Source organism: Gilliamella sp. ESL0405, assembly GCF_019469205.1.
Taxonomy (GTDB): Bacteria; Pseudomonadota; Gammaproteobacteria; order Enterobacterales; family Orbaceae; genus Gilliamella.
Genome location: NZ_CP048265.1, coordinates 1,324,238 through 1,338,983, shown reverse-complemented (window position 1 = coordinate 1,338,983; position 14,746 = coordinate 1,324,238). Strand labels below are relative to the sequence as shown.

Annotated in this window: 8 protein-coding genes; 3 read left to right on the top strand and 5 right to left on the bottom strand. The window is 36.6% G+C overall.

Going from position 1 to position 14,746, the window contains the following annotated elements:
* Positions 1-88 precede the first annotated feature (88 nt).
* Positions 89-6,079: an alpha-2-macroglobulin gene (locus tag GYM74_RS05885; RefSeq protein ID WP_220219554.1), complete on the top strand. Its 5,991-nt coding sequence runs from the start codon at positions 89-91 to the stop codon at positions 6,077-6,079.
* A 167-nt stretch (positions 6,080-6,246) separates the two neighbouring features.
* Here GYM74_RS05885 and GYM74_RS05880 read toward each other — a convergent pair whose 3' ends face one another.
* From GYM74_RS05880 to dsdC, 4 genes are all read right to left on the bottom strand, one after another.
* A complete protein-coding gene (locus GYM74_RS05880; RefSeq protein WP_220219553.1) occupies positions 6,247-7,152 on the bottom strand; it encodes an endonuclease/exonuclease/phosphatase family protein in 906 nt (301 codons plus the stop codon).
* Positions 7,153-7,349: 197 nt separating this feature from the next.
* Positions 7,350-8,252 carry an endonuclease/exonuclease/phosphatase family protein gene (locus GYM74_RS05875; protein WP_220219552.1) on the bottom strand — a complete coding sequence of 301 codons (903 nt, stop codon included), beginning with the start codon at positions 8,250-8,252 and terminating at the stop codon, positions 7,350-7,352.
* A gap of 397 nt (positions 8,253-8,649) precedes the next feature.
* Positions 8,650-9,480 carry a MetQ/NlpA family ABC transporter substrate-binding protein gene (locus GYM74_RS05870; RefSeq protein ID WP_220219551.1) on the bottom strand — a complete coding sequence of 277 codons (831 nt, stop codon included), beginning with the start codon at positions 9,478-9,480 and terminating at the stop codon, positions 8,650-8,652.
* 371 nt (positions 9,481-9,851) lie between these two features.
* On the bottom strand, positions 9,852-10,799 hold the full coding sequence (gene dsdC, locus GYM74_RS05865) for a DNA-binding transcriptional regulator DsdC (RefSeq protein WP_220219550.1): 948 nt from the start codon (positions 10,797-10,799) through the stop codon (positions 9,852-9,854).
* Positions 10,800-11,004: 205 nt separating this feature from the next.
* Here dsdC and dsdX point away from each other — a divergent pair, with 205 nt between their 5' ends.
* The gene (gene dsdX, locus GYM74_RS05860; RefSeq protein ID WP_370634055.1) at positions 11,005-12,342 is read left to right on the top strand and encodes a D-serine transporter DsdX; all 1,338 of its coding nucleotides are present in this window, start codon (positions 11,005-11,007) and stop codon (positions 12,340-12,342) included.
* Positions 12,343-12,365: 23 nt separating this feature from the next.
* Positions 12,366-13,697 carry a D-serine ammonia-lyase gene (dsdA, locus tag GYM74_RS05855; RefSeq protein WP_220219548.1) on the top strand — a complete coding sequence of 444 codons (1,332 nt, stop codon included), beginning with the start codon at positions 12,366-12,368 and terminating at the stop codon, positions 13,695-13,697.
* Between the two features lie 65 nt (positions 13,698-13,762).
* Here dsdA and GYM74_RS05850 read toward each other — a convergent pair whose 3' ends face one another.
* Positions 13,763-14,725, bottom strand: a complete 963-nt coding sequence (locus GYM74_RS05850) for an aldo/keto reductase (RefSeq protein ID WP_220219547.1) — start codon at positions 14,723-14,725, stop codon at positions 13,763-13,765.
* Between the last annotated feature and the right edge of the window lie 21 nt (positions 14,726-14,746).

Sequence of the window (14,746 nt, the reverse complement as noted above, 5' to 3'; positions counted from 1 at the left end):
CAGAAATACCCTACGTTTTAGTAAAAAATAATCATTATAAAGCTTTATTAGATCTGATCTGTCTATAAGCATTAAGGGATAAGTTAAAATGGAATTACTACGATCTATTCTGCAATTACCTTTTTACATTTTGCAAAAAGGTTGGGAAATAATACGCTATTTCATCGTATTTTTATTTTATTTGATTAAAGCTATTTTCTGGCTTTTTAGCCCAATTATTGGTGAAATTAATTGGTCTACACCGAGTTGGTTACCAAAGGCAAAAGCCATTTATAATACAATTGGTAATGCATTGAATAAAAGAAAATTGTTGATAGGATCGACAATAATTCTTGGAACACTTACTTATATGGGTGCAAACTATGCTTACCATTGGTATTTAAACCGTCCACAACCTATCATACCTGCCCCAATTGTTAAACAAAATTACAGTGTGCGAATTACGCCGCCAAATAGATCTTATGATCAATTAACCCTCTATTTTGTTGGCGATATTCGCTCTCCAGCCCCTTTAGACAAAGTAAATAAAGAAATTACCGAAGGAATAACGATAACACCGCAAATTGAAGGAACGTGGAAATGGAGCGATGATAGAACGATTACTTTCAAGCCTAACGTTGCCTATTGGCCACTTGGCGCTGAGTATAACATTACCTTAGATGATTCTAAATTGTTAGCAGAAAACAGTTTTCTACCGGGAGATTTACCCGGCATCACTTTCACCACACCTTCTTTCAATTACAGTTTAGGCTATCAAGGTAAACTCTACTCAGATCCGACTCAAGACAATGTGAGAAATGTTTTATATACAGTATATTTTTCCCACACAGTAGATAAGCCCACTTTTGAAAAAAACATAAAGCTTGCAATGTACGAAGATGGAGTAGATTACCACCAAGACAAATTTCTCAACAATATCGATTTTACTATCGCTTACGAACAAGATGACACCATTGCCCATATCAAAAGTAGCCCTGTCCCATTTTTAGAAAAACCGGGTTATGCGAAACTAACCATTATGGAAGGTGTAAGTTCCACCATGGGTGGTAAACCAGTTGAATCAATTGCCAATTCAAAAGTTGCCATTCCGGACAAATATAATCTTGGTATTATTAATGCTGATGTGAAACTTGTTGAGGAAAGCAATGAAAAGATACAACAAGTATTAATTGTCTCTTTAACACATCCGGTAAAATCGGAAGATCTCACTAAGGTGGTTAAAGTTTGGCAATTGAGTGAAAGCACAAGCGACTACGAACATCACTACTATTACGATGAAATAACACGTAGAAACCAAAGTATCTTTAAGGTACCAGAAAAAGAGCTAGAAAAAGCTAAACCGATTGAGATAAAACCAATCGCAACTGAACACGCTTATCAAACTGTACTGAGTTTCAAAATAGATGCAGATCAAAAATCAAAACTTTATATCGAAGTTAACCAACCTTTATCTGCTCAAAATGGTTATTTCTTAAAAAATAGTTATCGGCATATATTAACCGTTCCGGAATATCCAAAACTTGTTGATTTTGCCGCATCAGGATCGTTATTATCACTATCGGGCGAGAAAAAAATAGCACTCCTCTCCCGTAACTTTAGTAATTTAAGACTTGAAATCGATCGGGTTATCCCTTCTCAATTACAACATTTAATCTCATTTAACCAATCTTACGACTTTGAAGATATGGATTTTGGCGAAATGGATAATGATCACTTTGTCGAAAAATATACAGTCAGGAAGGAGGTAAAAGGCTCCCTTCAAGCCATTACACAAACAGAAGTTGATCTTTCTAAATATTTAACAGCCAATAATAAAGATAGGAAAAATCGAGGGGTATTTTTACTTAGAGCCTATGGCGATGATTATGATAGCGACCGTTTTATGAGTTCACGCTTTATGGTAGTGACCGACCTGGGAATTATTGCCAAAAAGTCGCTCGACAAATCTTATGACCTGTTTATCCAATCAATTGCAAGTGGTGCTCCGGTTAGTAATGCTAAAGTAACGGTTATGGGAATGAATGGCGTTGCCATTATTTCCAAAAAAACCGATCAAACAGGACATGTTAAATTCTCAGCATTGTCAGAATACTATCGAGGTATTAAACCACTGTTATTTGTGGTTGAAAAAGATAGAGATTTATCTTTCTTACCTATCTCCAGCTATGATCGTGATCTTAACTTATCACGATTTGATATAGGTGGTATTGTAGAAACAATCAAAGGTGGTGAATTACGTTCCCATATCTTCTCAGATCGCGGTGTTTACCGTCCGGGTGACACGTTTCATATTGGAACCATTGTCAGAGCACAAAACTGGGCTAATTCATTGACTGGCATAACATTGGAAGCAGAAATTTATGATGCTCAATCTAATTTGGTATTAAAAAAACCCATTGTCCTTGATAAATCAGGATTCAATGAATTAAGTTATAAAACCAACTACAGCTCCCCAACGGGTGATTGGTATATCTATTTATATCTTAAAGACGATAACGAAGATGAACGAATCTTATTAGGCACAAGTTCGATTGTGATTCGTGAGTTTGAACCGGATAAAACGACCGTCTCGTTAAAATTATTACCGGACATTAAACAAGGTTGGGTGAAACCCGAACAGTTACAAGCTGAAATTACCGCTAAAAATTTAATCGGTACTGATGCCGCTGATCGCCGTGTAACAAATAGTGTAATCCTTGAACCTTCTTACCCACACTTCAAAAAGTATGAAGATTATAGCTTTTATGAATCGATTTCAGCGCATCGAAAAAGCTTTAAAGTCGAATTAGATGAAGAAGAAACCGATGAAAATGGTCAAGTTAAAATCGACCTTCATAAAAATATGGAAAGCTTTGAAGGCAATTACATGCTTAAAATGCTAACCGAAGTATTTGAGCCGGATAGTGGCCGAAGTGTAGCTGCAACTGCAACAACATTTGTATCACCTAGTGATTATATTGTCGGTGCTAAATCTGACGGCAATTTATCTTATATTAATAAAGATTCAGATCGTTATTTAGATATTATTGCTATCAACCCAATTCTTGAAAAAATTGAACTGAGTGATTTAACACTGTCTGTCACCGAACAAAAATATGTTTCAATTTTGGTTAAGCAACCGTCAAATACTTATCAATTTGAGTCACGTTTGAAAGAGTCAGTTATCTCAGAGCAACCTTTTGCGATTAACAAAGATAAAACAATTTATCAGTTAGATACGCAAAATCCGGGTAATTATATTATTCAAATTATGGATAAAGATAATCAGCTATTGTATAAAACTCGTTACACCGTTGTGGGTAATTCAAATGTGACACGTCAATTAGACCGCAATGCAGAGTTAGAACTTAAGATCAATAAAACCCAGTTTAATCCGGGCGATGAAATTGAGATCGCAATCAACGCGCCATATGTCGGTAGCGGTATTATCACTATCGAGCGGGATAAAGTTTATGCATGGAAATGGTTCCATACTAATACAACCAGTTCCGTCCAAAAAATCAAACTGCCTAAAAATATGAGTGGTAATGGCTACATTAATGTTCAATTTATTCGTGATCCAAATTCCGATGAAATATTTATGAGCCCGTTAAGCTACGGTGTGATACCATTTAAAATTACCAACAATCAGTTTGACGATAAACTGTCGTTACAAGCACCAGCAAAAATAAAATCGGGTGACAAACTCCCAATTACTTTGCATACCAACAGCCCGCAAAAAGTGGTAATTTTTGCGGTAGATGAAGGGATCTTACAAGTTTCGAATTATAAACTTAAAGATCCGTTAAACAGCTTTTTACGTAAAAAAGCGCTCTCAGTACGAACGTCACAAATTTTAGATCAGATATTGCCAGAGTTTCGTCATTTAATCACCCATTCAGCACCGGGAGGCGACGGCGATAATGATGATGTGCTATCCGGTCATCTTAATCCATTTAAACGTAAAATAGATGAACCTGTCGCTTATTGGTCGGGTATTATTGATGTTAACGGTAATAAAACCGTTGAATATCAAGTGCCTAATTATTTTAATGGGAAAATTCGAATCATGGCCGTTTCGGTAGGCGAGAAAACCATGGGTCATACCCAAATGTCAACCACGGTAAGTAATGATATTGTATTGCAACCTAATGCCCCCTACTTTGCCGCACCAAATGATGAATTTGAAGTGGCGCTTAATGTGACTAATTTGATTGAAAATGCTGACGATAAAGCTACCGCAATTAATATCGATGTCACAACAACCCCACACCTTTCAATTATCGGTGAGAGCAAAAAAACGATTGAGCTGGCTAATGGCAAAAATGGGGTACTGAAGTTTAAGTTTAAAGCCAATACTCAATTTGGCAGCGCTGATCTGCATTTCACCGCGACCGCAGGTAAAATTAAAGTAGAGCATGACGTAAGTCTTTCTGTTCGCCCACTTACTGAATATCGCCTAACCACCATGATGGGACGAATGGATGGACATAAACAAACCTTTACTGATTTAAGGGATATGTTTAATAGTTATAGTAAACGTGATGCATTGGTCTCTTTCTCGCCATTTGTGCTGAGCAAAGGTTTAGCAACCTATTTGCAGGACTATCCACACTACTGTTCAGAGCAAATTCTAAGTCGGGCGATTCCTGTTTTAGTTGGCGGCAGCTATCGTGAATTTAATTTAGCCGCCAAAGAAGGCATTACCCCTTTATCGGAATTGTTCCAAATTTTGCAATCACGTCAAAATAGTGAAGGCGCTATTGGATTATGGTATTCAACTTATAATGTTGATCCGTTTATTACATTATATGCGGTTAACTTTATGCTTGAAGCAAAAGATATGGGGCAAGCTGTTCCACAAAAAATGCTCGATAATGCCAATAAATATTTGGAGAAATTAGCTACATCTTATAAGAAAGATTTCTATAATTTACGGTTACGTGCTTATGCCAGTTATTTATTAACTCGACAAGATAGGATAACAACCAGCTATTTAGCATCCATTTTACAAGATCTCAATAAAAACTATAATTCATCAGCATGGGAAACTGATATTATTGCTATGTACATTGCATCTTCTTACAAGATGCTCAAAATGGACAAAGAGGCAGATAAAATCTTAAAACCAATTTGGCAAGAAATGTCAAAAGCTTATAACAAAGCTTGGTGGACGCATAACTATTATGATCCATTAGTCATCAATGCCAGCAACATCCACTTTATCAGTAAACATTTTCCTGAAAAAGTGAAAGACATCCCTGCTCAAGCGTTGGAAAACATGGTTTTAATGCTCAATAAGCAAAAATACACAACCCAATCGGCGGCAATGACAATATTAGCCTTAAGCAGTTATTCATCAAGTATCGCCAATGCGCAATTAAAGCCTGATTCTCTCCAGATTAGTGCGACATCAAAAGATACCGATAAACAAAGAATCATTGCTAATTTGAAAGGCATTTTAACCAAAGGACAATTTAGCGAAGCGGATAAAACCTTGAATGTGAAAAACAGTACCGATTACCCTGCATGGTATATGATTTCACAACAAGGTTATGATAAAAATATTCCAAACGAGCCGATTAAGTCCGGGCTTGAAATCTATCGAGAATACACCGACCAAAATGGTGCGCCGATTGAGCAAGTCAAACTGGGAGATAAAATCAATGTAACGGTCAAAGTACGTGCCATAGCTGATCAAGGTGCGACCAATATTGCCATTGTTGATTTACTACCAGCCGGATTTGAAGTCGTACAACAAGCGATTAATCCGGAGCAAAAGGATGCTGACGAGGATGAAAATGAGTACGATGATCAATACGCCGAGGATGAAGGCTACGATTACAGTTGGCGATCACCGATAGCGATAAAAACTGGTGGCAACACATGGTATCCTGAATATACTGATGTCCGTGAAGATCGGGTCATTATTTATGGCTCTACCTACAACAATAAGATTCAAGTATTCACTTATCAAATAAAAGCCACAAATATAGGTAGTTATCACGTTCCGCCTGCATTTGGTGAAGCAATGTATGATCGTGATATTCATGCGGTTTCTAAAGGTGGAAGCAAAATCATGGTTGTGCCACAACAATAATCATTTATCTTAATTGTTGGGTAATACATTTTAAACGGGCTTATCGCCCGTTTTTTTATTTTAATTGCCGATATTCATTGCCTTGTAAGCAAATCGATACGGCTTTTATCAATCGATTTAAGATTGGCTTTCATATTGGAATTGAAATGGGCATAATGCCCAATTATTTACTGTTCAATCAGTTTTAAAGTGGCAATAACCGGAATATGATCACTCACTAAAGGCCATTTAATCCCGTTCCACTCTTCACCGTTATTTGGAATAATTAATTTTTCAACTTCCCATACCTGATTACGGCTAGTGAATATATGGTCAAGATCTAATCCGGGATTTCCGGCTGGCCAGGTTCGGGTATCGACATTTTCTTGTTTAACTAAAGTCCAATATTTTTCAAACTCTTTAACAACCCGATCATTTTTAACCGAATTAAAATCACCCAATAAAATCATTATGCCGGAAGCAAGATTAGGAAACTCCTCGTCTAAATCCAGATCATCAAAAACGATGCTATTAATAAATCGTGCTTGTGACATTCTTACCTCATCTTCTTCATGCCAATCAAAGTGAGAGTTAAAAATATAGATAGGAGAATCAAACCCCGGCAGGTTGATTTTACTTAGCATCAATGCTCGTTGTTCATAATCGCCCGACGGCAACAAAAACACCTTAGTTTTTTCAATTGGATACTTAGATAATATTGCATTTCCATAATTGCCGCCTTTCATATCGGTAGCTTTACCAAAGGCGTAATACATACCGGTTTTTTCGGCAATAATTTTGGCTTGATCTAAGCCGTTACTGCGTGTGGTATTTTGATCGACTTCTTCCAGTGTGACGATATCCGCATTCATCGATTTAATCGCTTTAGCGACTAAATCAAGATCAACGGTATGCTTTCTCAATCCACCCGCTATATTGTAATTTGCAACGGTGATTTGTGGTTGTTTATCTTTTTCATATACTTTGTTTGGCGAGCTATAATACTGCGACTGAACTAAATCTTGTGATGCATAAGCATGAGAAAACCAAGCCAATAATCCAACTAGCCCTAATACAAAAAATTGTTTTTTCATCTGTTTTTTCCTATAGCAAAATGTGCTTAAAAGTTTGAATTTTTTCAAACTTGCCTATACTAAAATAGATATACGCTTTTAAATGCGATCTGTATCACAAGTTAAATTTTTATTATTAAATAAGTTATCATTGATTTTCTAACCACAATAAAAAAGCCATGAGATAACTGCATGGCTTTTTAGCGTATAAGACTAAATTATTTAGTATTTTTTATTATCATTTGCACCGGATAGTGATCGGAATAATTATCAGTAAATTCATCTTTCAAAACTTGAACATCCATGACATCATCTTTCAGTTTCGGTGACACATAAATATAATCATAGCGAAGTGGTGTTGATGCTTGATCATAAAATACTTTGGTTGGTGCAGTGGCAATAAAATCTTTATTCTTTATTTTTAATGCATCAATAAAGCCTGCATCAATAAGATTTTGTTGCACAGTATAACTGAGCTGACCGTCAACCAAGTTTTCTAAGATAGGTCTTTTTTTCTGTTTTTCTTTAATATCATTAAGTAAATTACTTGAGTCATACTCTTTCTTATCTGCCGGCGAGAATGAATTTAAGTCCCCTGCTATGATCCATTTACCGTTAGGATCACGACTATATTTAATTGAATCGATAATTAAATTCATCTCATCAATTCTTTTAGCCGTCCAGAAAGGATTCATATGGGTGACAACAAAATGGTAATTACCGATATCAGCATATAGCGCACCATGCCATAAATTATCGACAACTTTTTGCACATTAATTATCGGATATTTAGAAGTAATAGCTACCGGGAAAAACGCAGGATCATCAGGTGATTCTTTCAATAAAACCGCATATTTATGCCCATAACTGGCGGCAAATTTTTCGAGCTTTTCACGGGTAAAAAAGTTCATCTCTTGCCAGGCGATTATATCGGCATCCTGTGCTTTCGCCCAATCAATAAACTTCTGTTTACCCTCTGATTCATCTAATTTCATGCCGTTATAGACATTATAGCTAATCATCTTGAGCTCTTTAACATCTTCAATTGCAGCCAATGCGGTTGAAGTGCTGAAAATAAGACTACCAATCAGTGCGGCCATTTTTAATTTGCTTTTAATCATAAGATATTCCTTTCTATAATATTAATTGATATAACAAGTATCATATTGATTGCTATTTCTACAAAACGGTTTTTACAATTTATGTGACCTATGTCAATATTATTCATCTTTAACTCATTGACGAATATCATAAATCAATTTAATTCGATAAGAATAAGGGGAAAATCTAAAGCTTTTTACAGATAGAACTTGGGTTAAAATTTTTTCATCAAACAGCCAGCCAAATTAAAACCTTTATTAAAACTTTTTTAGTCATTTCAACTTATTTTAAAAAATCATTTAATCGGTTTTAAATTAGCTAAGCGTTTTTTCAATCTACTGGGTAAAGATAATCGGATAGAAAAAATATCCTAATTGTCTAATTAGGATATGTTAAACTCAGCAACGTAATAATGAATTAACCTTGAGGCCAAATAAAACGCCCTTTGGCTTCGGGATCTTCATTGATAAACTTTCTTAGTGCTTCAGATTGATAAAGTTGTTTAACATCTTTTGCCCATTGGGTATTGAGATTCTCTTTTTTAACAACCACCATTAATTCCAGATTAGGTGATAATTTTTCCTGAACTAATACATTATCAGCCGGCACTTTGCTAAGCCATGCTACACCGCCCGGCATAATTGCATAATCCACTTCACCCAAGGTACGAGGAATAATTTCAGATAATAAAAGTTTAAACTGCAAATTGTATTTATTTTCGGCAATATCATTCAGACTGGCGGTACCGGTTGGGGTATTTGGCTTAAGTTTGATCCAATTTAACTCTTGCAGTAATAACAGTGCCCGAGCAGTATTAGAAGGATCATTAGGAATAGCAATTGTTTGATTAGGGGCTATCTCATTGACAGAACGATGTGTTTGGGAAAACAGTGCTGCGGATATAGAAGGAATGTGAACTAACGAAACCAAATCATTATTTGTCTCTTTATTGTAGACATCAAGATAAGCTTGATGCTGAGCGGCATTCATATCAATACTTCCTTCAACCAGCGCCGTATTAGCATCTCTTAATGAACTAAAATTAACTAATTTAACTGTGTAGCCCTTTTTTTCCAGTTCCGGTTTAACGACTTTTTCCATTAAAATGTTATGCATACTTGGTGGCAAACCTACCACGATTTCTTTTTTGTCAGCGCTATTGGCTTGCTCCGATTCTGATTTACGATCACAACCAATCAAAGACAGTCCTAACATCATAAACAATGGCAAATAGAGATATTTTTTCATTATTACTCCTTTTTATTCTATTGATTAAATGAATCGTTAAACTCATTTAGGAAAATGTGTATTACTTATCGTAATAACATTATAGATAGGTATGATAAAACGTGATAATACAGAAAAATTATATAGTTATTCTAATAAAGAATATATATTGATTAAAAATTAAATTGCTCTGATGTTTATGCTTAAGTGAAACAGAAACATCAAAGCGATTCATTAATAATAACAAAAAGGTATAAAGTCAAACAAAAATTAAATAAGTTTTTAATCAAGTAAGGCGTGGTGTTATTGAAGGGAGATTACAAATAATAACGCTATTTTATCGCACTATTGATAAATCTGTCCTAAATAACCGTCTAACCTGCATGTAAAATCTAATTAATTCGATTCATACTCTCTTTCACCCATTTAATAAAAGCCCTTATTTTAGGATTACGCTGGTTACTTCCGGTAATAATATAGTAACGCTGTTTGCAAGTTGCAACCATATCCGGGAACGGGATAATCAATTCACCCGACTCAATGTATTTTTTAATGATATGATGCCGCCCCATTGCAATACCGGTATGATTCATAGCTGCGGTTAACGCCAAATCAGAACGGTCAAATAACATCATCGGAATTGAATAAAAATCATAATTTAGATTAAATTGTCGCTGCCATGTCTCCCATTCATCAAAGTTTGAATCATAACCCCATGCTTGATAATCGTGTAATAAAAAACAGTGTTTAAGGTTATCAAAGTGATCATTTAAATTATATCTCTCTGCATACTTTGCACTACAAACAGGGGTAATCGATTCATGCATTAAATGGTAACAATTTAAATCCTTATGTTCTAAATCATCATAATAGATCGCCAGATCAATGCGATGCTGGTTAAAATTAATCATTTCATTACCTGTTAAAATATTGACCGTGATATACGGGTGTTTGGTAATGAATTCTGAGATTCTAGGCACCAGCCAACCTTGAGCAAAAGTCGGTCTGGCATAAATCGTTAATTGGCCGGCTAACTCCTGACTTTTGATTTCTAAAATCTCTTTATTTAACTGAGCCAAAGATTTTTTTAGAATATTAAATAGATTTTCACCGTCATTGGTTAATTTAATACGCCGATGTGACCGAATAAACAGTTTAAATCCTAACTCCTCCTCCAGCTTATTAATTTGATGACTAACAGCACTCGGACTAATACATAACTCATCAGCTGCTTGAATAAAAGAACAGTAACGCGCGGCTGCTTCAAAAGTGTGAAACTTTGCTAATTGATAACGTGAAACCAATCGATTAGTTGTAAAAATGCGATCATCATCAAACATTACTCTCTCCTTTCTGAAAAATTCCGTTATTAAACTATAAATATTGCTGAAAACATATCCAATTGATCACAAATTATTAATTTCATGATACAAATCACATCTTTAACTGAAACTAGTTCATGCTAACGTGATTATTAATCATTTGTCAGTTTGGGATGCTTAAAATCTAATACTCACTCACTCTTTACTATACAAGGAAAACATGATGGATTCACAATTTTGGGTTTTAGGTGTTTTAGTAACAAGTATTTTGTTAATTGTAATTAGTATCGTCAAATGTAAACTTCATCCTTTTTTAGCTTTATTATTATCCAGTTTTTATGTGGGTGCTTTAATGGGAATGAAACCACTAACAATGATATCATCGATTCAAGATGGCATCGGTGGCACGCTGGGTTTTTTAGCTGCCGTCATCGGTTTAGGAACAATTTTAGGTAAAATGATGGAGATTTCCGGTGCCGCAGAGCGCATTGGGATCACCCTACAAAAATGCCGTTGGTTATCCCCTGATGTCATTATGGTGTTAGTCGGCTTGATCTGTGGTATCACTCTATTTGTTGAGGTTGGGGTTGTATTACTTATCCCGTTAGCATTCTCAATAGCTAAAAAAACCAAAACCTCGTTATTATTGTTAGCCATCCCTTTATGTACTGCGTTAATGGCAGTGCACTGCATTGTACCACCACACCCTGCTGCATTATATGTCACCAATGCATTAGGCGCCGATATTGGTAGTGTGATTATTTATGGTTTAATTATCGGATTAATTGCGTCATTAGCGGGCGGGCCGATTTTTTTACGAATGATTAAAAATAAAATTCCCTTCAAAGCTGTACCGGAACAATTTTCCGATTTAAAAGTGCGAACTGAAGAGGAGTTACCTTCATTAGGCGCAACCCTGTTTACCGTGTTACTGCCTATTATTCTAATGTTGATTAAAACCACTGCTGAATTAAATATGGACAAAACCAGCACCGTCTACTCCATACTTGAATTTATCGGTAATCCAATTACCGCTATGTTTATTGCTGCATTTGTCGCCTATTATATTCTAGGTATTAAGCGCCATATGAGCATGGCAACATTATTGACAAAAACAGAAGATTGTTTTTCATCTATTGCCAATATTCTGTTAATTATTGGGGCTGGCGGCGCATTTAATGGTATCTTAAAAGCCAGTGGATTAAGTGATAGTTTAGCGGGCATCTTATCACATCTGGATATGCACCCTATTTTATTAGCCTGGTTAGTCGCCATTATCTTACATGCCGCTGTAGGCTCAGCGACAGTTGCCATGATGGGGGCAACGGCTATTGTTTCGCCAATGATGGCGATGTATCCCGGTATCAGTCCGGAGATTATCACATTAGCTATTGGATCTGGCGCCATTGGTTGTACGATTGTCACTGACTCACTATTTTGGCTCGTCAAACAATATTGCGGAGCAACAATGAGCGAAATTTTCAAGTATTACACAACAGCCACCTTTATTGCATCAATTGTTGCACTAATAGGCACTTTCGTGTTATCTAATTTTATTTAATGATTCAACAACAAGGAGCGTATATGAGTCAAATCGATACGAAAGCACTAGTTAATGATAAACCACTAGTAGATAAACTGATCAAACTTCAACCATGCAGTTGGTTCAATCCCAATATAACCACATTGGACATTGCCCTTCCTTACGTCGGGCTTGATCAAACGGATATTACCGATGCCAGCGAACGGCTAAAACGCTTTGCACCATATCTTGCTTTAGCGTTTCCGGAAACTGCAGCAACACAAGGGATTATTGAATCGCCAGTTGTTGAAATTGCCAATATGAAAAAAGCAATGGAAGAGCGTTATAAAACCAATTTTGCCGGTCAGCTATTTTTAAAGAAAGACAGCCATTTACCTATTTCGGGGTCGATTAAAGCACGAGGGGGCATTTATGAAGTGTTAACCCATGCTGAAAAATTGGCAATTGAAAATGGTTTACTCACTAAAAACGATGACTATAGCAAGTTGTTCTCTGATGATTTCAAACAGTTTTTTAGTCAATACAGTATTGCAGTCGGTTCAACCGGTAATCTTGGCTTATCTATTGGTATTATGAGTGCCAAATTAGGGTTTAAAGTCAGTGTTCATATGTCAGCCGATGCCCGTGAATGGAAAAAACAGAAATTACGTTCACACGGGGTTAACGTTGTCGAATATGAACAAGATTATGGCGTAGCTGTTGAACAAGGGCGAAAAGCGGCACAATCCGATCCTAAATGTTTCTTTATTGATGATGAAAATTCAACAACACTATTTTTAGGCTATTCGGTTGCCGGAGAACGATTAAAACAACAGTTCGATCATATGGGTATTAAAGTCGATAAACAGCATCCGTTATTTGTCTATCTGCCTTGTGGCGTTGGGGGTGGACCGGGCGGTGTTGCTTTTGGGCTAAAAATGGCATTTGGTGATAATGTTCATTGTATTTTTGCCGAACCAACCCACTCGCCTTGTATGCTATTAGGTGTCTATACCGGTCTGCACGATGAAATCGCGGTACAAGATATCGGCATTGATAATCTTACAGCAGCGGACGGCTTAGCAGTTGGACGAGCTTCAGGATTTGTCGGTAGAGCGATGGAACGTCTGTTAGACGGCTATTATACGCTGTCAGATCAGGACATGTATGATCTATTGGCATTACTTGATAAAACTGAACATATTCAACTTGAACCTTCAGCACTGGCCGGAATGTTAGGGCCAATTGTGGTAACAAGCGATGCGCCATACTTAGAGCGTATGCAATTTACCGCTGAACAGTTGCAAAATGCAACCCACCTTGTTTGGGCAACCGGCGGTGGAATGGTACCAAGTGAAGAGATGCAAAAATATTTGCAAGCGGGAAGAAGTTAAAACTTCCCTTACTGACAAATATCACCTTGATATTTGTCAGTAAATCACAAATCTAAAACAAAAAATTAAAGTGCGCCGACAATTGGATGCGCTACATAAAGCTCTTCAAGATAGGTTATCTCGTCATCGGATAATGATACCGACAAAGCTCCGACAGCATCATCAAGATATTGTGTTTTTGTGGCACCAACAATTGGTGACGTCACTCCTTTGGCAAATTGCCATGCTAAAGCAATTTGCGTCATAGTGACATGATGTTTTTCGGCAAGTTCCTGCACTCTTTGCACAATTTTTATATCGGCGCTCTCCATTCCGTCATATTTGGCGATAGCGGTTTGATCTGTTTGGCTACGTAACGTATCGGTATGCCATTGCGAGCGTGCCAACCTACCCGCAGCTAAAGGACTATACGGCGTTAATGAAACATTAAATTGTTTACAAATCGGAATCAATTCACGCTCGTCTTCACGATATAATAAATTATAGTGATTTTGCATCGACACAAACTTGGTCCAGCCGTTTTTTTCAGCGGCAAGTTGCAGATTAAAAAATTGATAGCCATACATAGCGGATGCGCCTAAAGCTCTTACTTTCCCGGCTTTAACCAGCTTGTGCAATGCTTCCATGGTCTCTTCAATTGGCGTACTATAGTCAAAACGGTGAATAATATACAAATCAATATAATCGGTACCTAGTCTTTTTAACGAGCCTTCAATCTCTTTTTCAATCGCGCCCTTAGATAAATGACCTTCATTAAAATAGACTTTAGTGGCTAAAACCACCTTATCTCGCTGAATATTTCTCTTAATTGCTCGACCTACATATTCTTCACTGGTGCCGGCCGAGTAGGTATTTGCGGTATCAAAAAAATTAATGCCTAAATCAAGTGCATGCTTAATAATTGTTTCACTCTCATCCGGATTGAGCGTCCAAGCGTGCATTTTACTGGCTGGATCGCCAAAACTCATGCAACCCAAACAAAAACGTGAAACTTTAATATCGGTATTGCCTAGTTTTACATAATCCATAATATCCTCTCTTTAACTGCG

Bases quoted from the DNA above. Each gene is read 5' to 3' on its own strand.
- GYM74_RS05885 (WP_220219554.1), top strand. From the start codon at position 89: ATGGAATTACTACGATCTATTCTGCAATTACCTTTTTACATTTTGCAA.
- GYM74_RS05880 (WP_220219553.1), bottom strand. From the start codon at position 7,152: ATGAAAAAACAATTTTTTGTATTAGGGCTAGTTGGATTATTGGCTTGG.
- GYM74_RS05875 (WP_220219552.1), bottom strand. From the start codon at position 8,252: ATGATTAAAAGCAAATTAAAAATGGCCGCACTGATTGGTAGTCTTATT.
- GYM74_RS05870 (WP_220219551.1), bottom strand. From the start codon at position 9,480: ATGAAAAAATATCTCTATTTGCCATTGTTTATGATGTTAGGACTGTCT.
- dsdC (WP_220219550.1), bottom strand. From the start codon at position 10,799: ATGTTTGATGATGATCGCATTTTTACAACTAATCGATTGGTTTCACGT.
- dsdX (WP_370634055.1), top strand. From the start codon at position 11,005: ATGGATTCACAATTTTGGGTTTTAGGTGTTTTAGTAACAAGTATTTTG.
- dsdA (WP_220219548.1), top strand. From the start codon at position 12,366: ATGAGTCAAATCGATACGAAAGCACTAGTTAATGATAAACCACTAGTA.
- GYM74_RS05850 (WP_220219547.1), bottom strand. From the start codon at position 14,725: ATGGATTATGTAAAACTAGGCAATACCGATATTAAAGTTTCACGTTTT.